The sequence below is a fragment of the Azotobacter tropicalis genome, assembly GCF_059739045.1.
Window position 1 is genome coordinate 1,260,350 of record NZ_AP046059.1, and the last position, 22,614, is coordinate 1,282,963.

The 22,614-nt window shown below is 67.0% G+C and carries 17 protein-coding genes and 4 pseudogenes; 11 read left to right on the forward strand and 10 right to left on the reverse strand.

Features of this window, described 5'->3' with window-relative positions:
• The first annotated feature begins 64 nt into the window (after positions 1-64).
• From Atro_RS05840 to Atro_RS05875, 8 genes and pseudogenes are all read left to right on the forward strand, one after another.
• A pseudogene (locus tag Atro_RS05840) lies at positions 65-1,455 on the forward strand (GntP family permease).
• 19 nt (positions 1,456-1,474) lie between these two features.
• A pseudogene (locus Atro_RS05845) lies at positions 1,475-2,247 on the forward strand (3-hydroxybutyrate dehydrogenase).
• Between the two features lie 82 nt (positions 2,248-2,329).
• The gene (locus Atro_RS05850; protein WP_497926824.1) at positions 2,330-3,028 is read left to right on the forward strand and encodes a CoA transferase subunit A; all 699 of its coding nucleotides are present in this window, start codon (positions 2,330-2,332) and stop codon (positions 3,026-3,028) included.
• A gap of 2 nt (positions 3,029-3,030) precedes the next feature.
• The gene (locus Atro_RS05855) at positions 3,031-3,660 is read left to right on the forward strand and encodes a CoA transferase subunit B (RefSeq protein ID WP_497926825.1); all 630 of its coding nucleotides are present in this window, start codon (positions 3,031-3,033) and stop codon (positions 3,658-3,660) included.
• Between the two features lie 178 nt (positions 3,661-3,838).
• Positions 3,839-4,703 (forward strand): annotated as a pseudogene (locus tag Atro_RS05860) (MBL fold metallo-hydrolase).
• A 162-nt stretch (positions 4,704-4,865) separates the two neighbouring features.
• Positions 4,866-5,681, forward strand: a complete 816-nt coding sequence (locus Atro_RS05865; protein WP_497926666.1) for an IS5 family transposase — start codon at positions 4,866-4,868, stop codon at positions 5,679-5,681.
• A 68-nt stretch (positions 5,682-5,749) separates the two neighbouring features.
• Positions 5,750-6,211 (forward strand): DUF2243 domain-containing protein, encoded by a 462-nt coding sequence (locus Atro_RS05870; RefSeq protein ID WP_497926826.1) that lies wholly within the window; start codon positions 5,750-5,752, stop codon positions 6,209-6,211.
• A gap of 6 nt (positions 6,212-6,217) precedes the next feature.
• A complete protein-coding gene (locus tag Atro_RS05875; RefSeq protein ID WP_497926827.1) occupies positions 6,218-7,057 on the forward strand; it encodes a cytochrome c oxidase assembly protein in 840 nt (279 codons plus the stop codon).
• Positions 7,058-7,078: 21 nt separating this feature from the next.
• Here Atro_RS05875 and Atro_RS05880 read toward each other — a convergent pair whose 3' ends face one another.
• Both Atro_RS05880 and Atro_RS05885 read right to left on the reverse strand, forming a co-directional pair.
• Complete coding sequence (locus tag Atro_RS05880; RefSeq protein ID WP_497926828.1) at positions 7,079-7,315, reverse strand: hypothetical protein; 237 nt, start codon at positions 7,313-7,315, stop codon at positions 7,079-7,081.
• Between the two features lie 37 nt (positions 7,316-7,352).
• Positions 7,353-7,775, reverse strand: coding sequence for a hypothetical protein (locus tag Atro_RS05885; protein ID WP_497927622.1), 423 nt, complete (start codon positions 7,773-7,775; stop codon positions 7,353-7,355).
• A 227-nt stretch (positions 7,776-8,002) separates the two neighbouring features.
• Here Atro_RS05885 and Atro_RS05890 point away from each other — a divergent pair, with 227 nt between their 5' ends.
• Entirely contained in the window at positions 8,003-9,265 is a 1,263-nt protein-coding gene (locus Atro_RS05890) for a NupC/NupG family nucleoside CNT transporter (protein ID WP_497926829.1), read from the forward strand.
• 122 nt (positions 9,266-9,387) lie between these two features.
• On the opposite strand, the gene Atro_RS05895 is transcribed toward Atro_RS05890, so the two are convergent.
• The 8 genes and pseudogenes from Atro_RS05895 to hsdR all read right to left on the reverse strand — a co-directional run bounded on the left by Atro_RS05895 (position 9,388) and on the right by hsdR (position 18,472).
• Positions 9,388-9,864, reverse strand: a complete 477-nt coding sequence (locus Atro_RS05895) for a restriction endonuclease (RefSeq protein WP_497926830.1) — start codon at positions 9,862-9,864, stop codon at positions 9,388-9,390.
• Positions 9,864-10,298 (reverse strand): winged helix-turn-helix domain-containing protein, encoded by a 435-nt coding sequence (locus tag Atro_RS05900; protein ID WP_497926831.1) that lies wholly within the window; start codon positions 10,296-10,298, stop codon positions 9,864-9,866. Before Atro_RS05900 ends, Atro_RS05895 begins: the two co-directional genes overlap by 1 nt.
• Positions 10,299-10,577: 279 nt before the next feature.
• Positions 10,578-10,703, reverse strand: a complete 126-nt coding sequence (locus tag Atro_RS05905) for a hypothetical protein (protein WP_497926832.1) — start codon at positions 10,701-10,703, stop codon at positions 10,578-10,580.
• A gap of 76 nt (positions 10,704-10,779) precedes the next feature.
• Positions 10,780-10,905, reverse strand: coding sequence for a hypothetical protein (locus tag Atro_RS05910; RefSeq protein WP_497926833.1), 126 nt, complete (start codon positions 10,903-10,905; stop codon positions 10,780-10,782).
• A gap of 265 nt (positions 10,906-11,170) precedes the next feature.
• Complete coding sequence (locus tag Atro_RS05915) at positions 11,171-12,514, reverse strand: restriction endonuclease subunit S (protein ID WP_497926834.1); 1,344 nt, start codon at positions 12,512-12,514, stop codon at positions 11,171-11,173.
• Entirely contained in the window at positions 12,507-14,057 is a 1,551-nt protein-coding gene (locus tag Atro_RS05920) for a class I SAM-dependent DNA methyltransferase (protein WP_497926835.1), read from the reverse strand. The genes Atro_RS05915 and Atro_RS05920 overlap by 8 nt, the downstream gene beginning before the upstream one ends.
• A gap of 212 nt (positions 14,058-14,269) precedes the next feature.
• A pseudogene (locus tag Atro_RS05925) lies at positions 14,270-14,736 on the reverse strand (REP-associated tyrosine transposase).
• Positions 14,737-15,007: 271 nt separating this feature from the next.
• Positions 15,008-18,472 carry a type I restriction-modification system endonuclease gene (gene hsdR / locus Atro_RS05930; RefSeq protein WP_497926836.1) on the reverse strand — a complete coding sequence of 1,155 codons (3,465 nt, stop codon included), beginning with the start codon at positions 18,470-18,472 and terminating at the stop codon, positions 15,008-15,010.
• Positions 18,473-18,755: 283 nt separating this feature from the next.
• Between hsdR and Atro_RS05935 the strand changes: the two genes are divergently transcribed.
• A complete protein-coding gene (locus Atro_RS05935) occupies positions 18,756-19,838 on the forward strand; it encodes a glycosyltransferase family 4 protein (protein ID WP_497926837.1) in 1,083 nt (360 codons plus the stop codon).
• A complete protein-coding gene (locus Atro_RS05940; RefSeq protein WP_497926838.1) occupies positions 19,835-21,997 on the forward strand; it encodes an amylo-alpha-1,6-glucosidase in 2,163 nt (720 codons plus the stop codon). The genes Atro_RS05935 and Atro_RS05940 overlap by 4 nt, the downstream gene beginning before the upstream one ends.
• Positions 21,998-22,614 lie beyond the last annotated feature (617 nt).

Genomic DNA, 22,614 nt, shown 5'->3' on the forward strand with positions numbered 1-22,614 from the left:
CCGTTCTCAGCGCACGCCATCGACGGCTTCGCGCTCGCCACCGGCAGGCTCAAGGAGAAACTTAATGAGCGTCATCGTCGCCCTCGCGGCCCTGGCTCTGCTCATGCTGGCGGCCTACCGCGGCTACAGCGTGATCCTCTTCGCCCCCATCGCCGCCCTCGGCGCCGTGCTGCTGACCGACCCCGTGCGGTGGCCCCGGCCTTCAGCGGGGTGTTCATGGAAAAGATGGTCGGCTTCATCAAACTGTACTTCCCGGTGTTCCTGCTCGGTGCGGTGTTCGGCAAGCTGATCGAGCTGTCCGGCTTCTCGCGCTCGATCGTCAGCGCGGCGATCCGCCTGCTCGGCACCCGCCAGGCCATGCTGGTGATCGTGCTGGTCTGCGCCCTGCTCACCTACGGCGGGGTATCGCTGTTCGTGGTGGTGTTCGCGGTCTATCCGTTCGCCGCCGAGATGTTCCGCCAGAGCGACATCCCCAAGCGGCTGATTCCGGCGACCATCGCCCTCGGCGCCTTCAGCTTCACCATGGATGCGCTGCCCGGCACGCCGCAGATCCAGAACATCATCCCCAGCTCCTTCTTCGGCACCAACGCCTGGGCCGCGCCCTGGCTGGGGCTGATCGGCGCGCTGTTCGTCCTCGCCGTCGGCCTGCTCTACCTGCAGCGCCAGCGGCGCAAGGCCCACGCCGCCGGCGAGGGCTACGGCAGCAATCTGCGCAACGAGCCGGAAACCGCCGCGGACATCGCCCTGCCCAATCCCTGGCTGGCGCTCTCCCCGCTATTGCTGGTGGGGATCGCCAACCTGTTCTTCACCCGCTGGATTCCCGAGCTGTACGGCAAGACCCACAGCCTGCAACTGGCCGGCATGGCCGCACCGGTACAGACCGACGTGGGCAAGATCACCGCCATCTGGGCGGTGGAGGCGGCGCTGCTGCTGGGCATCCTGCTGGTGCTGGTCAGCAGCTTCGGCACGGTGCGCAGCAAGCTGGCCGAGGGCAGCAAGACCGCCGTCGGCGGCTCGCTGCTGGCGGCGATGAACACCGCCTCGGAATACGGCTTCGGCGCGGTGATCGCCGCGCTGCCGGGCTTCCTGGTGCTGGCCGACACGCTGAAGAGCATCCCCAACCCGCTGGTCAACGAGGCGATCACCGTCACCCTGCTGGCCGGCATCACCGGTTCCGCGTCGGGCGGCATGAGCATCGCCCTGGCGGCCATGTCCGATACTTTCATCGCCGCCGCCAACGCCGCGCAGATTCCCCTGGAGGTGCTGCACCGGGTCGCCGCCATGGCCAGCGGCGGCATGGACACCCTGCCGCACAACGGCGCGGTGATCACCCTGCTGGCGGTCACCGGCCTGACCCACCGGGAAGCCTACAAGGACATCTTCGGCATCACCCTGATCAAGACCCTGGCGGTGTTCGTGGTGATCGGCACCTTCTACCTCACCGGCCTGGTCTGACAACAACGGAGACAACCCCATGACGATCCTCAACGGCAAGACGGCGCTGGTCACCGGCTCCACCAGCGGCATCGGCCTCGGCATCGCCCACTGCCTGGCCGCCGCCGGCGCCAACCTGGTGCTCAACGGCTTCGGCGATGCGGAGCAGGCACTGGAAGCGGTACGCCAGCACGGCGGCCAGGTGCGCCACCACCCGGCGGACATGAGCAAACCGGACGAGATCGCCGCGCTGATCGCCTTCGCCGAAGGCGAGTTCGGCGCCGTCGACATCCTGGTCAACAATGCCGGCATCCAGCACGTGGCGCCGGTCGAGGAGTTCCCGCCGGAGCGCTGGGACAGCGTCCTCGCCATCAACCTGTCCTCGGCCTTCCACACCACCCGCCTGGCCCTGCCGGGCATGCGCCGGCGCGACTGGGGGCGGATCGTCAACATCGCCTCGGTGCACGGCCTGGTCGCCTCGGCGCAGAAATCCGCCTACGTCGCCGCCAAGCACGGCCTGCTCGGCCTGACCAAGGTGGTCGCCCTGGAAACCGCGCAGACGCCCATCACCTGCAACGCGATCTGCCCCGGCTGGGTGCTGACGCCGCTGGTGCAGCAGCAGATCGACGCCCGTGCCCTGGCCAGCGGCGACCCCGTCGCCGCCCGCCACGACCTGCTGGCCGAGAAGCAGCCGTCGCTGGAGTTCGTCACCCCGAGCAGCTCGGCGCGCTGGTGCTGTTCCTCTGCAGCGACGCGGCCAGCCAGGTGCGCGGCGCGGCTTGGAACATGGACGGCGGCTGGGCGGCGCAGTGAACGGCTAGGCTTGCTAAGGATCGGACGCGGCGGCGCATTCCCGCGCCGCCGCGCAACCGCGAAAACGAGCAGAGAGGAATCCATGAACAAGCTCTATCCCAGCGCTCAGGCCGCCCTCGACGGGCTGGTCGAAGACGGCATGACCCTCGCCGTCGGCGGCTTCGGCCTGTGCGGCATCCCCGAGGCGCTGATCGCCGCCCTGCGCGAGTCCGGCAAGAAGAACCTCACCGCGATCAGCAACAACGCCGGCGTCGACGGCTTCGGCCTCGGCCTGCTGCTGGAGACCCGGCAGATCCGCAAGATGATTTCTTCCTACGTCGGCGAGAACAAGGAGTTCGAGCGCCAGTACCTGGCCGGCGAACTCGAGCTGGAGTTCACTCCGCAAGGCACCCTGGCCGAGAAGCTGCGCGCCGGCGGCGCCGGCATCCCCGCCTTCTACACGAAAACCGGCTACGGCACCCTGGTCGCCGAGGGCAAGGAAACCCGCCAGTTCGACGGCGAGTGGTACGTGATGGAGAAGTCGCTGACCGCCGATATCGCCCTGGTCAAGGCCTGGAAGGCCGACAAGGCCGGCAACCTGCTGTTCAGGAAGACCGCGCGCAACTTCAACCCGCTGGCGGCGATGGCCGGGCGGGTCTGCGTGGTCGAGGTCGAGGAACTCGTCGAGACCGGCGCGCTGGACCCCGACCAGATCCACCTGCCGGGGGTCTACGTGCAGCGCATCGTGCTCAACCCCAGCCCGGAAAAACGCATCGAACAACGTACCCTGCGGAGTGCCTGAGCATGGCCTGGACTCGTGAACAGATGGCGCAGCGCGCCGCCCGGGAGCTGCAGGACGGCTTCTACGTCAACCTCGGCATCGGCCTGCCGACCCTGGTCGCCAACTACATTCCCGACGGCATGGAGGTCTGGCTGCAGAGCGAGAACGGCCTGCTCGGCATCGGTCCCTTCCCCACCGAGGAAGAGGTCGACCCGGACCTGATCAACGCCGGCAAGCAGACCGTCACCACCCTGCCCGGCAGCAGCTTCTTCGACAGCGCCGCCTCCTTCGCCATGATCCGCGGCGGGCACATCGACCTGTCGATCCTCGGCGCCATGCAGGTGTCCGAACACGGCGACCTGGCCAACTGGATGATCCCCGGCAAGATGGTCAAGGGCATGGGCGGCGCCATGGACCTGGTCGCCGGGGTGCGCCGCGTGGTGGTGCTGATGGAGCACTGCGCCAAGGGCGGCGCGCACAAGCTCCTCGAGCGCTGCGACCTGCCCCTGACCGGCGTCGGGGTGGTCGACCGGATCATCACCGACCTGGGCGTGCTCGACGTCACCGAGCAGGGCCTGACGCTGGTCGAGCTGGCCGAGGGCGTGACCTTCGAGCAACTGCAGGAGGCCACCGGCTGCCCGGTCCGGCGCTGACGGCCTGCCTGTCCCGTTCCCTTCCGGCATGGCCGTAGCGAATCCCGCCCCATGCCCCTTGCGCGGCTGCCTGTAGGCGCCGCGCTTTTTTATTCCGAGCGGGCATCCCCTGTGCAGCGACACGGCCCAGGGGTTAGCCTTGGCCACACCATCACAACAACAAGGAAGGATCCATCCCATGCGAACCCTGACCACCCTGCCCGGCAACAGCCAGAAGCTCGACGGCGGCGCCATGTTCGGCAACGCCCCGCGCGCCCTGTGGGAGCGCTGGATGCCGGCCGACGAACTGCACCGCATCGACCTCGGCTGCCGCGCCCTGCTGGTGCGCGAGGACGGTCGCAACGTCCTGGTGGAAACCGGTATCGGCGCCTTCTTCAGCCCGAGCTGAAGGAGCGCTACGGCGTGCAGGAAAGCCGCCACGTGCTGCTCGACAACCTCGCCGCGCAGGGCCTGTCCGACGCCGACATCGACGTGGTGGTGCTCACCCACCTGCACTTCGACCACGCCGGCGGCCTGCTCGCCGCCTGGGAAGAAGGCCGGCCGCCGCGCCTGCTGTTCCCCAACGCGCGCTTCGTCACCGGCCGCCGCCAGTGGCAGCGCGCCTGCCAGCCGCACGCCCGCGACCGCGCCTCCTACATTCCCGAACTGCTCGAACTGCTCGAAGCCAGCGGCCGCCTGGAACTGCTCGACGACGGCCAGACCTCCGAAGCGCTCGGCCCGGACTGGCGCTTCCACGTCAGCGACGGCCACACCCCGGCCAACTGCTGCCCGAGGTGGCGATGCCCGGCGGCCCGGTGCTGTTCGCCGGCGATCTGGTTCCCGGCGCGCCCTGGGTGCACCTGCCGATCACCATGGGCTACGACCGCTTCCCGGAAGGCCTGATCGAGGAAAAGAGCGCCCTGCTCGAAGACCTGCTGGCCCGCGGCGGCCGCCTGGTCTTCACCCACGACCCCAAGGTCGCCATGGGCCGCCTGAGCCGCGATGCCAAGGGCCGCTTCGGCCTCGGCGAGAGCAGCGGCGAGGTGGTGCAACTGGCCGAGTGAGGCCCACCGGATGGAAAAGGGCCTGCGGGCCCTTTTTCATGCCATAGCCCGTCCGTCTGTGCGCCTGTCCTGCACCGGATGTCGATTCCCCGGAACCAGGCGCGGCCTTCCCCTCTCACTAGAGCCTGTTATTAACCACTGCTTTGGTTATCGTTTGCAGTTATGCAGACGACAACCCGAAAACCCTACCCCACCGATGTCAGCGATGAGGAGTGGGCCTTCGTGGCGCCCTATCTGGCGCTGATGCCCGAATCCTCCGCCCATCGCGTCCACAGCCTGCGCGAGGTCTTCAATGCCCTGCGCTACATCGTCCGCGGCGGCCTGCTCTGGCGGCAGATGCCGCATGATCTGCCGCCGTGGCAGGTGGTGTATCAGCAGACCCGACGCTGGATCGAGGCCGGCGTCTTCGAGGAACTGCTGCATGATGTGCGCGAGTTGATCCGGGTGGCGGACAAGCGCAAGGCTCAGCCCAGCGCCGTGATCCTCGACAGCCGCACCCTGCAGTCGACGCCGGAAAGCGGCGCACGGGCCGGCTATGACGGGGCCAAACGCCGCAAGGGCTCGAAGGTGCATATGGCCGTGGATACGCTGGGGCAGTTGCTCGCCCTGCGGGTGACGCCCGCCAACGAACAGGACCGCGCCCAGGTGGCCGCCCTCGCCGAGCAGGTGCAGCGGGTGACCGGTGAGGCGGTGGAGGTTGCCTTCGCCGACCAGGGCTACAGCGGCGAGTCGGCGGCCCGACAGGCAGAGGCGCATGGCATCCAGCTGGAAGTGATCAAGCACACGGAAGCGAAGAAGGGCTTCATCCTGCTGCCCCGGCGCTGGGTGGTCGAGCGCAGCTTCGGCTGGATGGCCCGCTTTCGAAGACTGAGTCGGGACTACGAGCGTCTGGCCTCGACGCTGGCGGGCTTTCACTTCATAGCCTTTGTTTGCCTGATGTTGCCGACTGCTCTCAAGGCCTTGGCAGCACCAGGCTGATCAAGAAACGAACGGGTTAATAACAGGCTCTAGGGACGTCGAGGAGCGAAAACGAAGGAGGGAAGGCGATGACCGTCCAGGTGCAGAGCGACATGCGCAAATCCATGCTTGCCACGGCGTTGATCGGCATCGGCCTGATGGCCGGCGTGGATGAAATCATCTTTCACCAGCTGCTCGGCTGGCATCATTTCTACGATCTGGCCACGCCGCAGATCGCGCTGTTCTCCGACGGCCTGCTGCACTCCGCCGAACTGATCGTGCTGGTCGCCGGCTTCTTCCTGCTGAGCGACCTGCGCGGCAGGCAGATTCTCGACCCGACTGCCGCCTGGGCCGGCCTCCTCATCGGCCTCGGCGGCTTTCAGCTGTTCGACGGCATCGTCGACCACAAGGTGCTGCGGCTGCACCAGATCCGCTACGGCATCGACAACCTGCTGACCTACGACCTCCTCTGGAACGCCTCGGGCGCAGTGCTGCTGCTGATCGGATTGCTGCTGCTCAGGCGCCTGCGTGCCCGCATCCGGATGGCCTGATCGCGCATGGAGCACGCCGCCCATGCCCAGCCCCACGCCGGCAGCGTCCTGGCCTTCCTGCTCCTCGCCCTGCTGCTCGGCGCCTATGCACTGGCCACCCGCACAGGACGCGCCGGACGGCGCCCGAGCCTCTGGCGCACGCTGAGCTTCTTTGCCGGCATCGCCCTGCTCGGCCTGGCCTTGGCGCCGCCCGTGGTCGCCTTCGCCCATGCCGACCTGCGCGGGCACATGCTTCAGCACCTGCTGCTGGGCATGTTCGCGCCCCTCGCCCTGGTCCTGGGCGCGCCCGGCACCTTGCTGCTGCGCAGCCTGCCGCCGCAGGCGGCGCGCGCGCTGGTGGCCTTCCTGGCCACCCGCCCGGTGCGGACGCTGATCCATCCGCTCACGGCGCTGGTGCTGGATATCGGCGGCATGTACCTGCTCTACCTGACGCCCCTGTATGCCTTCAGCATCGGCAACCCTGCCGTGCACTTCCTGGTGCACCTGCACTTTGTGCTGTCGGGCTACCTGTTCACCTGGGCCATCGCCGGCCCCGACCCCGCGCCGCAGCGCCCCGGCCTGAAGCTGCGCCTCGGCGTGCTGTTTCTCGGCACCGCCCTGCATGCCACCCTCGGCAAGCTCATGTACGCCTATGGCTTTCCGCAGGGCACGGCGCACGACTTGCGCGAGATCCAGGCCGCCGCGCAACTCATGTACTACGGCGGGGACGTGGCGGAGCTGTTGCTGGCGATCGCCTTCTTCGCGCGCTGGTTTCGCCGCGCACACGCCGAACCATTCGGCGCCCTCTCCCCGCCGGAAAAAGGACAGACAGCGGCGCCTGCCGTCACCTGCCGGCCCGACAGGTGAGTCCGGGAACACGAAAGCAGATCAGCCCCCGCCTTCCTGCAGACGCTGCAGCTCCCGCCGCACCATACTGGCGTACTGCGGCGGGCTCAGCGCATACAGCTCCCCCGCCACCCAGCCCAGCCAGCGCGCGCCGAGGCGCTCGCGCTCGGCCAGCAGCCGCTCGGCCTCGGCCAGCGCCCGCGCCTGATGGGTGCGGTGGTAATCGGCGCGGGAGGGCTTGTCGTGGTCGTGGTCGTGGTCGTGGTCGTGGTCGTGCATGGATTCTCCCGAAAGATCGACGGCACCCGGCAGCCGCTCAGACCAGTTCCTCGTCGTCGCGGACCAGCACGCAGCGCCGGCCCTGCTCGTCCTCGCTGCAGTCGTAGACGTAGAACATCACCACCTCGCCCGTTTCCAGGGTGGCCGCCACGTAGTCGCCGGGCTCGACCGTGAAGAAGCCGCGCGACGCCGGCGCGGCCTCGCACTCGATCAAGGCGGTGACGAACAGCGCCGGATCGTTCTCGTCGAAGTAGTCGGCGCGCATCTGCTCGTCCCAGTCCTCCGGCGCCTGGAACGGCCCGGTGAACAAGATCCTGGCATCTCCCAGATCCTCCTCCTCGGCCTCCGGGTCGCGCTCGTCCGGCCGGTAGACGCTGCAGTCCTGCACCGCCTCGTCGCCGAGGATCGCCTGCCGCGCCGCCAGCCGCCGCTGCGGGTCCAGCCCGGCGGCTTGGCACATCTGCGTCCATACCGCATCCGCCTGTTCGTTCTGTTTCATGGGAGTCTCCGTTGTCGTGGGGCTGCCGGCCGGTCGGCCCGCTGCGCCCTATTGTCCCGCATTCGGGAAGATCGGATCAGCCCCGGCATCGCTCCGCCAGCGCAGCCGGACGAGCAAGCGGACCCGCACCGCGGCTACACTGGCCGCCCCCACAAACGGCGGGGAGATCGATCACCGGGAGAGCGCACATGCTCAGCATATTTCAGGGGCTTTTGGGGCTGGCCGTGATGATCCTGCTGGCCTGGGCGATCGGCGAACGGCGCTCGCGGGTGCGGCCGCGGGTGATCGTCGCCGGGCTTTTGTGCCAGTTCGCCTTGGCGGCCGTGCTGCTGAAGTTTCCCGGCGCCAGCCGGCTGTTCGACCCCCTGAACGCGCTGGTGCAGGCCCTGCAACAGGCCAGCGCCGCCGGCAGCGCCTTCGTCTTCGGCTTTATCGGCGGCGGCGCGGCGCCCTATGCCGTCACCAGCCCGGCCAACGGTTTCGTGCTGGCCTTTCAGGCGCTGCCACTGGTGCTGGTGATCAGCGCCCTGTCGGCGCTGCTGTTCCACTGGCGGATCCTGCCGCTGGTGGTCCGGGGCTTCTCCTGGCTGCTGCAGAAGACCTTCGGCATCGGCGGCCCCGTGGGCTTCGCCAGCGCCGCCAATGTCTTCGTCGGCATGACCGAGGCCCCTCTGCTGATCCGCCCCTATCTGGCGGGCATGTCGCGCAGCGAGCTGTTCGCCGTGATGGTCACCGGCATGGCCACCATCGCCGGAACCGTGATGGTGCTCTACGCCACCCTGCTCGAAGGCAGCATTCCCGATCCGGCCCGGCACCTGCTCATCGCCTCGCTGATCAGCGCGCCGGCGTCGCTCCTGATAGCCCATGTGATGATCCCGCCCGGGCAGGACCCGGCGGAACCGCAAGGCCCGTCCCTGCCACCGGTGGAGCAGCTCCGCTACCACAGCGCCATGGATGCCGTGACCCGCGGCACCCTGGACGGCCTGCAGCTCTGGCTCAACATCATCGCCATGCTGCTGGTGCTGGTCGCGCTGGTGCATCTGGTCAATCTGGGCCTGGCCTGGCTGCCGGCGGTCGCCGGCGCGCCGCTGACCCTGGAGCGCCTGCTCGGCTGGGCGATGGCCCCCATCGTCTGGCTGACCGGCATTCCCTGGGCCGAGGCCATGACCGCCGGGGCGCTGATGGGCGTCAAGACGGTGCTGAACGAGTTCATCGCCTATATCCAGCTCGCCGGCCTGCCGGAAGGCGCGCTGAGCGAACGCAGCCGGCTGATCATGACCTACTCGCTGTGCGGCTTCGCCAACATCGGCAGCCTGGGCATCCTGATCGGCGGCCTGGGCGCGCTGGCGCCGGAACGCCGCGGCGAAATCGTCGAACTCGGGCCGCGCACCCTCTACGCCGGCACGCTGGCGACCCTGATGACGGGGGCGGTGGTCGGGTTGATCGTTTGAGGGTTATCTGAGGGTTCCCACGTTCCTGCGTGGGAGCCCGGCACCAGACGCTGCCGTGTCCACCAGGACGCAGAGCGTCCCGGGCTGCGTATCCACGCGGGAGCGTGGGCACGATCAATGACTCAGTCTTCGCTGAAGTAGTCGCTATCGAGGTGTTTGACCTCGTAGACCTGCTTCACGCTGCAGCCGAGGTTGTTCTCCACCATCAGCCGGGCCAACTCGCTGCCGTCGATCAGCACCACCTTGATATCCAGGCCCAGCGCCGCCTCGCGGGCGCCGGCGGAGAACTCCGAGGTGGTGATGAACACGCCCTTGCGGGCGCGCTGGCGGGTCAGCGCGCCGATGAACTTGTCGATCTCCGGGCGGTGCACGGTGTTGGCCCAGCGCTTGGCCTGCAGGTAGATCACGTCCAGACCGAGCTTGTCCTCCTTGATGATGCCGTCGATGCCATCGTCGCCGGTCGCCTGGGTGGCACGACCGGCCTCCTTGCGGGAACCGCCGTAGCCCATGGCGATCATCAGATCCACCACCAGTTGCTCGAAGAAGGCCGGCGAAGCGGCGCGCACCTGCGCCAGCAGCTCGTCGGCCAGCGACTGCATCAGCGCCTGGTGCGCATCGGCCAGTTGCTCGTCGGGGGTGGTCTCCTCGACCGGCTCGGCCTGTATGGCGGGGCCACGCTATCGGCAGGGCGTGCGGTGTGGAAGTCGGCGAACTCCGGGTAGCGCTTGAGCCAACCCACGGTGATGCGCGCCGGGCCGTTGTCCAGCGCCTCGCGACCCCGTTCGGTGATCTGTACCAGCCCCTTGGCCGGAATGCTCAGCAGCCCCGCCTTGTTCAGGTAGGTACGTGCCCAGCCGACCCGGTTGTTGATCACCGTCTGCTTGCCGGAAGGCAAGCGCTCGCTGCGCTCCTCCTCGCTGAGCTGGAACTCGCTGGCAATGCGCTCGCGCAACGCGCTCAGCGCCAGCGGGGCGCCATCGGCGACGGCGGCCAGCACCGGCCGCATCACGCTCTGAAAATCCGGAATGGGCATAAATGACTTCCTGTGGTGGAGGCCCCGGCACCTGCGCCGGGTGATCAAAAGAAACATCTTGGTAGGGTGGAAAACGCCGCAGGCTTTTCCACCGTGGCAGCGACGAAGGGGTGTGGTGGAAAATCGCTACGCGAGTTTTCCACGGGGTGGCCATCCACTCTACGTCACTGGCCGGTTCGTCGCCGGGACCTGCGGCTGTAGGAGCGAATTCATTCGCGACCCGCGCCAACGGCGCGGCAAACCGGCGGCTGGCGACCCGCCGGGCGGGTCGGTCGCGGATCAATCCGCTCCTACACGGCGCTTGCGCCTGGCCTTGGGTGCGATGGCGCGCCGGGCCTTGATGCGCTCCACCAGTCGGCTCGCCGGTTCGTCGTTGGGGGCCTGCGGCTGTAGGAGCGAATTCATTCGCGACCCGTGCCAACGGCGCGGCAAACCAGCGGCCGGCGATCCGGCGCGACCCGCTGGGCGGGTCGGTCGCGGATCAATCCGCTCCTACACGGCGCTTGCGTCTGGCCTTGGGTGCGATGGCGCGCCGGGCCTTGATGCGCTCCACCAGTCGGCTCGCCGGTTCGTCGCTGGGGTCCTGCGGCTGTAGGAGCGAATTCATTCGCGACCCGTGCCAACGGCACGGCAAACCGGCGGCCGGCGACCCGCTGGGCGGGTCGGTCGCGGATCAATCCGCTCCTGCGCGGCGCTTGCGTTTGGCCTTGGGCGCAGCGGCGCGCCGGGCCTTGATGCGCTCCAGCAGTTGGCTGGCCGGTTCGTCGTTGGGGCCTGCGGCTGTAGGAGCGAATTCATTCGCGACCCGCGCCAACGGCGCGGCAAACCGGCGGCCGGCGATTCAGCGACACGCTGGGCGGGTCGGTCGCGGATCAATCCGCTCCTACACGGCGCTTGCGTTTGGCCTTGGGCGCAGCGGCGCGCTGGGCCTTGATCCGCTCCAGCAGTTGGCTGGCCGGTTCGTCGTTCGGGTCTTGGGGCACCAACTCGCCGCGGAAGGCCTTGGCGAGGATGCTCTGGGTCAGGCGGTCGATGCGCGTTTTCGCCTCGTTGACCTTGGCTTCCAGCTGGTCGGCGAAGGCGAACAGTTGCTCGACACGGCGGACGATTTCGGTTTGTTCTTCCAGCGAAGGCAGGCGAATGGAAATTTCCTGCACTTTGTTCAAATTGAGATTGGGCTGAGCACCACCTACGGCCTGCTTCCTGATCTCTTCGTAGTTCTCCTGCAGACGAATTTTTACAAACGCTTTTTTAGCGAACGCCTCATCGACCGTTATCGCAGCGCATGCCTGATTACAGGCTGCGGCAATCTTCAACTCAGTAACTTGCCCTCGGGTTTTCCCTTCCCCATACATAGCCATCAGCAACGTACCTGGCTGGAATATCTTGAGCGCACAGTCCTTGACTGCAAATTCGGTAACAAACTGCTCAGCTTCTGAACACAAATCAACACCAGTCGCGGCACTGGTGAGCCACGGGACTTCACCGCCGACCCAATAATCTGGAGTGTCTCGTTTGGGCGTTTTCCCTGTAGCGATAGAGCAAATCGCGCCAACAGTGGTTTCTCGCCATTCATAAGCACCTCCCCGCCACTCCTCCGTCAACCGCCCGGAAACGGCAGCGGCGAGGACGGACTGGCGGAAGCGCTTGAGCAGCGCGGGGATGCCGTCGATGCGGGCTTTCAGGGTATCGACTTGGGACAGCAGTTCGTCGAGCTTGGCGGCGATGCGGGTTTGTTCGGCGAGCGGTGGCAGCGGAAACGTAAAGGCTTCGAGCTTTTCCGAGTCGATGCTCTGTACGGTCGTACCATCCTTGGAGCACGCCGAAAGGATTTCGCCCCCGAAGCTCTTGAGCAGGTAAAACGCAAATTGTGAAGTTATGCCCTCGACTGGGCGCAAAACCTTGATGTCCTGATTGACGGTCAACTCGGCACCGGCCAAAGCAACCGGGAAGGTGTGCTGCAGAATCCCACTGCGCGTGACCATCAGCACAGAGCCAGCCGGATAGAGCGTCATCCCGGCCTCGTCCACGGCAACCTGCGAAATCCGGTCCTCGGCGTCTTCCAGCAAATTCCTCTTCATGTCCTTGGGCGACACCCAAAGCACATCGGGACTCGACCAGAATGCGGGATTTGCCTTTGACGGAGTCTTGCCGCCCGATAAGCCTCCGATGTCATTCAGCGCAAAACTCGCCCAGCCAGCAGGTAACTCACTCATCCCCAGCCCCTTCGGCAGCCACTTCCAACCCCATCACCTCCGCCAGCATCCTTTTCTGCTGCTCGGCCTCATCCCCCGCGCCCAGCGCCCGCATCAGCGCATCCAGCTCGCGCAGCGCTTCGGTCAGCTCGGCCATGGCTTCGCCGGCCAGCACTTCCGGAGCGGGCAGCTCGCTGGCGTCGAGGCTGTCGGCGTCCTTCAGCCAGCCGATGTCCAGCGAGTCGCCGCGTTCGGCGATCTCCTTGCGGGTGAAGCAGCGGAAACGGCTGGCCTCGCCGATGCCCTCGACGTTCTCGGCGCGCGGGCTGTTGCCGTTGGGGTCCTCGCCGTAGGCGTCCTCGAAGGGCTTGAGATGCGCGGCGCCGAACGGGGTGCGCTTGCCGAAGCTGGGCATGTTGCTGCGCAGATCAAAAATCCACACGCGCTTGGTGCAGCCCTCTTCCTGCCGGGGATCGTCCGCCGTGCCCTTCTGGAAGAACAGCACGTTGGTCTTCACCCCCTGGGCGTAGAAGATGCCGGTGGGCAGGCGCAGGATGGTGTGCAGGTTGCACTTGTCCATCAGGTCGCGGCGCACTTCGGTGCCGACCCCGGCCTCGAACAGCACGTTGTCCGGCAGCACCACGGCGGCGCGTCCGCCGGGCTTGAGGCCGCGGTAGATGTGCTGGAGGAAGGCCAGCTGCTTGTTGCTGGTGCGGTAGGTGAGGTCGTCGCGGGTCGGCCCGCCGCCGCCCTTGGCGGTGCCGAACGGCGGGTTGGAGAGGATCACGTCGACCTTCGGCAGCCCGGCGCCGGTCTGGCCGAGGGCGTTGCCCAGGTGCACCACGCCCTCGGCGTCGCCTTCCATGCCGTGCAGCAGGCAGTTCATCAGCGCCAGCCGGCGGGTGCCGGGCACCAGTTCGACGCCGACGTAGGCCTGGGTGCGCTGGAAGCGGCGGGCCTTGTCGTCGAGGTCGTAGAGGTCGTCGGTGTGCTGCTTGATGTAGGCGTCGGCGGCGATCAGAAAGCCCGCGGTGCCGGCGGCCGGGTCCTGGATGGTCTCGCCCGGCTGCGGGCGGATGCAGCAGATGATGCTGTCGATCAAGGGGCGCGGGGTGAAGTACTGGCCGGCGCCGGACTTGGTCTCGCTGGCGTTCTTCTCCAGCAGGCCTTCGTAGAGATCGCCCAGGCCGTCCTCGCGGGCGCTGAACCAGTCGATGCCGTCGAGGCTTTTGATCAGCTGTTCGAGGTGGCGCGGCTCCTTGAGGCGGGTCTGCGCGTCGGCGTAGATGGCGGCGATCAGCGGGTCTTCGTTCTTGCCCAGATCGAGCAGCATCTGCCGGTAGTGGCCGAGCAGGTTGAGCCCGGACCTGCCGGCCAGATCCGGCCAGCGCGCGCCCTCAGGCAGCTTGTGGGCGAAGTCGTCGTTGTTCTGCACCTGCTCGTATTCCATCTTGATGAACAGGAGCAGCACCAGCTCGGTGACGTAGTCGCTGTAGTTGATGCCGTCGTCGCGCAGGACGTCGCAGAGGTTCCAGAGTTTCTGGACGATGTCGGAGTTGGTCATGGGGCTTCCGGGCATATGACTCAGGGCCGGCGATTCTGCCCGATAACGCTTGCCTGTAGGAGCGGATTCATCCGCGACCGCCCCGCCTGCGGGGCGTAGAAATACAGCAATTTGCCGCGCCGATGGCGCGAGGCGCGAATCCATTCGCGACCACGATGGCCGTGAACCATGGCGCTGCCGGCGAGCATGGCGGGTCGCGGATGAATCCGCTCCTACAACAGCCAAGCGGCATCCCAGAGCGGGTAATCACCGACAGTCCCGACGATTCCGGCACGCACGGGGTTGGCGATGATGTAGCGCGCCATGGCGCGCAGGTCATCATCACTTCGGGCTGCGCGGTCGTGGTAGCCGGGCTGCCACAGCCTGCCAGCCAGCCCGAGGTGCTGATTGATGCGCCGAGAGCTGCGCGCCTTGATCTGCTTCATCAGGCTCGAAAGGCTGCCTTGCTGCAGCATCAGCAACCAATGCAGATGATCCGGCATCACCACCCAGGCCAGACTTTCTATCAATCCAGCGGTACAGGCCTCCCGCATTTCTTCGACCAGCAGACGAGCTGTATGGAAGTCGGCCAGCAATGGGCGACGATCGGCAATGACCGTGTGACGAGATAGGCATATCCCGGATGAGAGATGCGACCATGGCGCAGACTACCCGCATGGGCATTGTGATTGTCAGGCATCCCATGCCTCCTGCTGGATTGTGCATCCATGCACTTCAGGGCGGATACGAAATCAAGCGCCCATAAAAAACCCGCTCAATTTGTGCGTAGCTGCCGAAGCAGCCATAGGCATGGCGGGTGTATTGGCGGCGATGGTTATCGGCGCAGGGCAAATTGGCAAGGGGAAACATTCACTGGGTGTGCCTTTGTAGGAGCGAATTCATTCGCGGCCGGGTTGGCTCCGAATCACATTACTGCCTGTTGGCAGGGCCGGTCGCGGATGAATCCGCTCCTACAGGGCGGTGGCCCACAGGTTGTCGTTCAGCGCCTCCAGCACCACGGCGAGGTTGCCGTCGAGCAGCTTGTCCAGGCGCTTGCTGCCGCCGTCGTTGCGGAACGCCTCGTTGATCTGCCGCTCGTCGATCACCACCTCGTGGACCAGTTGCCTGGCCAGGCGGTCGAGGAACTTGCGCTGTACCGGCGTCCAGGGGTGGAGGTCGTGGATCTTCCGCATGGCCCCGGCCACGCGCTGTTCGAAGGGCAGCAGGGCCTCGCCGAGGGCGGCCTGGCGGATGTAGCCGACGATGCCGGCGGCGATCTCCTGGTTGGTCCGGTTGCGCCAGGCGCTTTTCAGGTTCACCTCGCTGAAGCCGTGCCCATCCAGCAGCAGGCGCACCTCGCGCAGCTGCTCGCGGGTCAGGTCCTTCGGCCGGTTGACCACCACGCCGAGGGCCACCGACTGGTTGAGCTGGTTGCGGACGAAGTCGTGGAAGCTTTCCAGGTAGTCCTGCGGCTGCTGGTTCGCGCCGTAGTTCTGCTCGCGCACCACGAGCTGGTCGTCGTGGGTGGAGATGACCGGATAGTTTTCCGAACCGAGCAGGGCCTTGACCGCGGCGAGCTGGTCGAGCAGTTGGGCGTGCTGGCGAATGAACTGCGCGGCCTGCTGCGGGCCGAGCTGGTGCAGGTGCTGATGCAGCTTGTCGGGGGCCACGCCCCAGACTTCCTCCAGCTCGTCGAGCTTGTGCCTGAGCGTCGGCTTGGTCTCCGCCTTGTGGCTGGCCTTGCGCAGGATGCGCATGACCCGCTGACTCAGCTGGTCGAGCACGTCTTGGGCGTGGCTAGTGTCCGGCTGGCTGCCGGGGGCGTCGAGGCTGGCCGGGTTGGTCAGCTCGCCGACCAGTTGCGCAAGGCTGACGTTGGGGTCCTTGACCAGCGGCTTCATGGTGTCCACCGGCTCGAGGCTGGCGTAGAGGTCGACCGGGTCGTAGATGCGGAACACGGTCTTGCCGATCTCGTCGCAGCGGCGGGTGGCGCGGCCCTTCATCTGTTCGTAGAGGATGCGCGAGCGCACGCGGCGCATGAACACCAGATGGCAGATGCGCGGCACGTCGATGCCGGTGGTGAGCAGGTCGACAGTGATGGCGATGCTCGGGTAGCGCTCGTTCTTGTACTGGCGGATCAGTTGTTCGACCTTGTCGCTCTGCCCGGTGACGACCTGCACGGCGGCCTGGTTGTACTGCTCGCCGTGAACGTCCCTGAAGGCCTCGTCGAGCCGGTTCTTGACCCGCTCGGCATGGGCCTGGTTGACGCAGAAGATCATCGCCTTCTCGTCGCCCAGCGGATCGAGCTCCTGGGCCAGCTGCGCGCAGATGACCTTGTCGAAGCCCGGCGTGATGACGCGGCGGTTGAAGGACTCGATCTCGAAGTCGAGCTCGTCCTCCAGCTCGGCGACGTCCACCTCGCCGGTCGCGGTGTTGATGACGCTGACGCTTTCGCCCTTGGCGAAGTGGATGCCGTTCTGGCTCAGCAGCGTTTCGTAGCGGATCGGCGGTTCGTGGTCGATCAGCCAGTCGTCGGCCACCGCCTCGCGGTAGCTGTAGGTGAACACCGGCGCGCCGAAGATCTCGCTGGTGTGCTTGGCCGGGGTGGCGGTGAGGCCAATGCGGCAGGCATCGAACCAGTCGAGCACGCGGCGGTACTGCGACAGGTACTGGCTGTAGTCGCGTACCGCTAGCTCGCCTTCGGTCATCTCCTGGTCGAGGGTGTAACCGCGGTGCGCCTCGTCGACGAGGATGCAGTCGAAGGCGTCGATGGGCGGCGGATTGTCCGACTGGAAGATGCGCCGCACCATGGCCTGCACGGTGGCGACCTGGATGCGCGTCTCGGCCTCGGCGGCCATGTCGCCGAGCGCCTTGATGTCGTAGATCTGCGCCAGGGTGTGGTTCTGCTCCAGAGGCGCCTCGTTGAAGGCGTCGATGGCCTGCTGGCCGAGGGCACTGCGGTCGACCAGGAACAGAATGCGCCGGAAGCGCTCGACCTTCAGCAGGCGGTACATCAGGCCGATGATGGTGCGCGTCTTGCCGGTGCCGGTGGCCATCGCCAGCAGACAGTGGCGGCGGCCGGCGGCCAGCGCCTGCTCCACCGCCCAGATGGCCTTTTCCTGGTAGTCACGCAGCCTGAGGTAGGCGAAGCCTTCCTGTTCGAGTCTGGCCTCGGCCTCCTCGCGGCTGCGCTTGAGCAGGTCGAACAGGCCGTCCGGGGTGTGGAAGCTCTGCAAGGGACGGCGCAGGTTGGCCGGGCTGCGCAGGTCGCGGAACCAGGTGCCGGACTGCTCGGCCAGCTGCTTGACGTAGGGGCGGCCGTTGCAGGCGAAGGCGAAGGGCACCTGGAAATGGCCGCCCTGCCCGTCCGCCCAGGCGACGCCCTGCCAGGCCGGCTGCAGGTCGCCCTCGAGGACGAGCTGGCGGGCATAGCGCTCGGCCTGCGGGATGCGGTCGGCGATGTTGATGCGCTGGCGCTTGGCCTCGACGATAGCCACCGGGACCAGGCCGGCGAACAGCACGTAGTCGGCATTTTCCCCGGGCTTGCGGGTCGGCCACTCGGCGATGGCCTTGTTCCGGCCCTTCTCCGGGCGTGCCCCCTTGCTCCAGCTCAGTTCCAGGGAGTCGGCCTCCCAGCCAGCCTCGCCCAGCTGCTGGTCGATGAGGATGCGGGTCAGGTCCTCGCTGAGATCGAAGCGCTGGCTGGCCTGCTGGGTCTTGTGCATGACCTGCCGGGCGGCCTGTGGCTGGTTGTCCAGCTGCCGCTGCAGCGCCTGCAGGCGCTGCTCGAACTCGACGCGGGCCCTGGCCAGCGCTGACTCATGTTCGCGGGCGATCTGCTCGTAAGTGCGCGCCTCCTCGCCCATCCGCTCGGCCAGGGCGGCGTACTCGGCCTTTTCGCGAACCAGCAGCTCGGCTAGTTGCTGGTTGTTCTCCAGCTGCTGGTGGCTGGCACCGAGCTCGGCGCGCAATTGCTCGATCCGTTCCTGCAGTTCGCGCAGCGGCGCGCTGGGATCGGTCGGAGTGACGAAGGGGCCGGGCTTGAAAGCATTGCCGGCCTTGCCGAACGACTGGTGATACCAGATGGCCAGGGCGCGGGCGACCTTGAGCCCGTCCATGGCCTCGCGGTGCTGGGTACGGAAGCCGTGGGTGGCCTTGTTGCCCTCGATGCGCAAGGTGTGGAACAGGCTGCGGATGCTGCCGTCGAGCTGGATCTCGCGGCCGAGGCGGTGCAGCAGGTCGGCTTGCGAGGTGGCGGCGTCGACCTCGAGGCCGGCGTGCACGGCCAGGTCCTGGGCCAGCGCCTCGCCAAGCTGGCGCAGCTTGATCAGCGTGGTGTTGGGATCGCCGGCGAATGCCCGCTCGGCACTGACGGCGAGCTGGAGAAAAACCGGGTCGTGCTCCTTGAGGAAGGCGAAATTACTGCTTTCGGCCATGGGCGTTCCTTCGGCTGTGCGCTCCGACTAGGCGCGCAATCGGATGATAGGCGCGCAGTCTACGGGAGACTGACCGAGGCTTGCAGTAGCACTACGCCATGACGGCAGGCCGGCGGTGCACCCGACCGTTGGGCCGCTGCCTGCTTCGGCAACACGCCGACTGACGTAAAACGACCATACTGATTCTGAATTCCGCCGGAACGCGGAGTCTGTCCAGAAGAGCACGTCTTCTTCACTCGGCATGGAGCGGCCAGATCCAAACGAGTCCAGGAGATTGCCGCGATTGAAGATTGCCCAGATCGTTCCGCTCTATGAGGCCGTACCGCCACGCTTGTACGGCGGTACGGAACGGGTGGTCGCCCATCTGAGCGAGGCACTGGTCACGCTGGGCCATGAGGTGACCCTGTTCGCTTCGGCTGGCTCGCGCACCCGCGCCCGGCTGGTCGCGATGCGCAGGCAAGCGCTGCGGCTGGACCCGGCGCCGCTCAAGTCGGACCTGGCGAGCCACCTGGTTCTGCTCGAGGAAGTCCGCCGCCACGCCGGCGAGTTCGACGTCCTGCACTTTCACACCGATCTGCTGCATTTCCCCTTCTTCGAGGACATGGCCGGGCGGACGCTGACCACCGTGCACGGACGGCTCGACATGAAGGACCTGCCCGAGGCCTACCGGCGCTGGAGCGCCTTTCCGCTCGCCTCGATCTCGGAGGATCAGCGCAAGCCCCTGCCGTTCGCTCACTGGCACGGGACCGTCCATCACGGCATCGACGAGACCGCCTTTCACTACCACGCCGCTCCCGACGAGGGTTACCTCGCCTTTCTCGGGCGCATCTCGCCGGAAAAGCGTCCCGACCGGGCCATCGCCATCGCCATCCGCGCCGGCATGCCGCTCAGGATCGCCGCCAAGGTCGATGCGGCAGACCGCGAGTATTTCGAGCAGCGCATCCGCCCGTTGCTGGATCATCCGCTGGTCGAGTTCCTGGGCGAGATCAGTGATGCCGACAAGGCGGAGTTTCTCGGCAATGCGAGCGCGCTGCTGTTCCCCATCGACTGGCCGGAGCCCTTCGGGCTGGTGATGATCGAGGCGATGGCCTGCGGCACGCCGGTCGTCGCCTGGCGCTGCGGGTCCGTGCCGGAGGTGGTCGAACAGCAGGTGACCGGGCTGATCGTCGACAGCGACGAGCAGGCCGTGGCGGCGGTCCACGAAGCGCTGCAGCTCGACCGCCGGCAGGTGCGCGCCGCCTTCGAGCGGCGTTTTACCGCGAAGATCATGGCGAACGCCTACGTCGATCTCTACCGGCGCCTGCCCGCCTTCGGCGCCGACGGCGCGGCGCCCGCCCCTGTCCAGCCAGGAGGCCCGACCCCATGACCCAGGGGATGACCCGGGAGCCGGCACTCGCCGAGCTCGACATCGAGGAGGTGCTCGAACGCACGCCACAGCGCCTGCTGGTGCTCAAGGAGGGCGATACCTTTCTGGTGGCCGACATCTATGGCGATGTGACCGGAGACACTGACGGCCTGTTCCATGACGACACCCGGCTCCTGTCGATCTTCCAGTTGCGCTTCGCCGGCCAGAAGCCCTCGCTGCTGTCGGGCATGGTGAGCCAGGACAACGTGTTCTTCACCGCCCACATGACCAATCATCCGCAGTCGCCACTGGAAAGCGCGGCTACCCCCAAGGGCGTCATCTACATCGAGCGCAAGCGCTTCCTGTGGGACGGGCGGATCTTTGAGCGCATCTGCCTGTTCAACTATGGCGATCAGCCGCTGCAGGCGCCGCTGACGCTGCAGTTCGCGGCCGACTTCCACGATATGTTCGAGGTGCGCGGGGAAAAGCGGCGACGGCGGGGCCAGCAGCATCCGCCCCAGCTCGGCGAGCGGAGCGTGCAGCTGTCCTACACGGGCCTGGACCAGGTGCGGCGCAGCGCCTGCATCGCATTTTCCGAAGCGCCCGGAGAGCTGGACGCGAACCATGCCGAGTTTCTGGTCGACGTCCGGGAGCGCTCGTCCTGGACGCTGCATGTGGAGATCGGCAGCGGCCCGGCGGCGGAGCCCGACACTGCCCGCTACCGGACGGCGGCGGCGGCGGCGCGGCGCAGCATGCGCGCACGGCAGCGCCGCGGCGCGCGGCTGCAGTCCTCGGCGCGCCTGTTCCAGGCCTGGCTGGACAAGTCGCGGGCCGATCTGGCGCTGCTGACCACCGACCTGCCCACCGGCCCCTATCCCTATGCCGGCATCCCCTGGTTCTCGACCCCCTTCGGGCGCGACGCCATCGTCACCGCCCTGCAGACCCTGTGGCTCGACCCCTCCTTGGCCCAGGGCGTGCTGGCCTTCCTGGCCCGCCATCAGGCCCACCAGGCCTCGACCTTCCGCGACTCCGAGCCGGGCAAGATCATGCACGAGATGCGCAAGGGCGAAATGGCCGCGGTCAACGAGTTGCCCTTCGCCCAGTACTACGGCGGCGTCGACACCACGCCCCTGTTCATCGTCCTGGCCGGGGCCTACGCCGAGCGGCTGGGCGACGTCCAGGCGATCGATCCCTTCTGGCCGGCCCTGGAAGCCGCCGTCCGGTGGATAGAACGCAGTGCCGCCGATCATGCCGGCTTCCTCAGCTATGCGCGCGGCGAGGCCAGCGGCCTGGCCAACCAAGGCTGGAAGGACAGCCACGATTCGGTGTTCCACCAGAACGGCAGCACGCCGGAAGGGCCGATCGCTCTCATCGAGGTCCAGGGCTACGCCTACCGGGCCTATCTGACCATGGCCGAACTCGCCGAATGGCGCGGCAATCCCGAGGCGGCCGCACATTGGTGGCGGTGCGCGGACGAGTTGCGCGCGGCGGTCGAGCAGCACTTCTGGCAGGACGATTTGCGCTTTTACGCCCTCGCCCTGGACGGCACCGGCCGGCCGTGCCGCGTGCGCGCCTCGAATGCCGGCCATCTGTTGTACATGGGACTGCCATGCCCGGAGCGCGGCCAGACGCTGGTGCGCCAGTTGCTGTCGCGCGGATTCAATTCCGGCTGGGGCATCCGCACCCTGCCGCCCGAGGCCGTGCGTTTCAATCCCATGTCCTATCACAACGGCTCGATCTGGCCGCACGATGTCGTCCTGTGCGCCGCCGGAATGGCGCGCTATGGAGAGCGCGAGGGTATCGTCAATCTGATGAGCGGCCTGTTCGAGGCCGCCACGCAGTTCGGCATGCGCCTGCCAGAACTGTTCTGCGGCTTCGAACGCATCTCCGGCGAGGCGCCGATCGCCTACCCGGTCGCCTGCCTGCCGCAGGCCTGGGCCGCCGGCTCGGTATTCATGCTGCTGCAGGCCTGCCTCGGCCTGCGCATCGACGCCCGCCGCTTGACCATCCAGGTGGAACAGCCGCGCCTGCCGGCCGAAATCGACTGCCTGCAGGTCCGCCACCTGCACGTCGGCAAGCAGCACGTCGACCTGAACTTCCAGCGGCTGGGCCAGCGCGTAGTGGCCTTCATCGAACAGCAGCACGGCCCGGAGCCGGTGCGGCTGTCGGTGCAGTTCTGAGCAAGCGGGATATACGAGAGCGGCTGTCACCGGTACTTCCCGGGCGGGACCGGAACGCCACGGCGAGCGCCTGCCGAACCGCTTTTCGCCGGCACAAACAAAAAGCGACAAGGGGTTGCCTTGTCGCTTCAGTTTCTTCCTTCGTCCGTGGGGTCATCATCCTGATGAGGCCGCTATCCTGCGACTTTCCCTGGCCGCCATCCTTGGTCAGCCTGCGTCGATCCTTCGACGTCTTTGTGGGATTCAATCTACCGGCACAGCCGCTTCGAGCAAATTGGGAAAGCTCCCGATTTTCTGTAGGTCATGGCTTACATGAGAGGCGCCTGGCAGCCCGGCGTGCCAGCTCGACCGGGCGTATGCGTTATGTACGCTAGGCACAAAAACCGGCACAAGGGCCGGTTTCTATGGAGTTCCCGCCTTGCTGGTCGGAGTAAGGCTGTCCGAACAGGTTTTGTCAGGTCGGCCAGTCGCTCATCAGCATAGTGCAAGAAGTGGTGCAGGACCGGCCCCATGCGTGTGCTCAGGCGGCTCGTTCGACAGTTAGCGAGAAACGGCAGGGTGGGGACGGTCCTATCATCGTCGGTCGCGGGTAATCTTTTGGAAGGCAAATTTTGCGA

What these genes read in the sequence shown, in the direction of transcription:
- Atro_RS05850 (WP_497926824.1), top strand. Translation starts at nt 2,330, where the DNA reads ATGAACAAGCTCTATCCCAGCGCTCAGGCCGCCCTCGACGGGCTGGTC.
- Atro_RS05855 (WP_497926825.1), top strand. Translation starts at nt 3,031, where the DNA reads ATGGCCTGGACTCGTGAACAGATGGCGCAGCGCGCCGCCCGGGAGCTG.
- Atro_RS05865 (WP_497926666.1), top strand. Translation starts at nt 4,866, where the DNA reads ATGCAGACGACAACCCGAAAACCCTACCCCACCGATGTCAGCGATGAG.
- Atro_RS05870 (WP_497926826.1), top strand. Translation starts at nt 5,750, where the DNA reads ATGACCGTCCAGGTGCAGAGCGACATGCGCAAATCCATGCTTGCCACG.
- Atro_RS05875 (WP_497926827.1), top strand. Translation starts at nt 6,218, where the DNA reads ATGGAGCACGCCGCCCATGCCCAGCCCCACGCCGGCAGCGTCCTGGCC.
- Atro_RS05880 (WP_497926828.1), bottom strand. Translation starts at nt 7,315, where the DNA reads ATGCACGACCACGACCACGACCACGACCACGACCACGACAAGCCCTCC.
- Atro_RS05885 (WP_497927622.1), bottom strand. Translation starts at nt 7,775, where the DNA reads ATGTGCCAAGCCGCCGGGCTGGACCCGCAGCGGCGGCTGGCGGCGCGG.
- Atro_RS05890 (WP_497926829.1), top strand. Translation starts at nt 8,003, where the DNA reads ATGCTCAGCATATTTCAGGGGCTTTTGGGGCTGGCCGTGATGATCCTG.
- Atro_RS05895 (WP_497926830.1), bottom strand. Translation starts at nt 9,864, where the DNA reads ATGCAGTCGCTGGCCGACGAGCTGCTGGCGCAGGTGCGCGCCGCTTCG.
- Atro_RS05900 (WP_497926831.1), bottom strand. Translation starts at nt 10,298, where the DNA reads ATGCCCATTCCGGATTTTCAGAGCGTGATGCGGCCGGTGCTGGCCGCC.
- Atro_RS05905 (WP_497926832.1), bottom strand. Translation starts at nt 10,703, where the DNA reads ATGAATTCGCTCCTACAGCCGCAGGCCCCCAACGACGAACCGGCGAGC.
- Atro_RS05910 (WP_497926833.1), bottom strand. Translation starts at nt 10,905, where the DNA reads ATGAATTCGCTCCTACAGCCGCAGGACCCCAGCGACGAACCGGCGAGC.
- Atro_RS05915 (WP_497926834.1), bottom strand. Translation starts at nt 12,514, where the DNA reads ATGAGTGAGTTACCTGCTGGCTGGGCGAGTTTTGCGCTGAATGACATC.
- Atro_RS05920 (WP_497926835.1), bottom strand. Translation starts at nt 14,057, where the DNA reads ATGACCAACTCCGACATCGTCCAGAAACTCTGGAACCTCTGCGACGTC.
- hsdR (WP_497926836.1), bottom strand. Translation starts at nt 18,472, where the DNA reads ATGGCCGAAAGCAGTAATTTCGCCTTCCTCAAGGAGCACGACCCGGTT.
- Atro_RS05940 (WP_497926838.1), top strand. Translation starts at nt 19,835, where the DNA reads ATGACCCAGGGGATGACCCGGGAGCCGGCACTCGCCGAGCTCGACATC.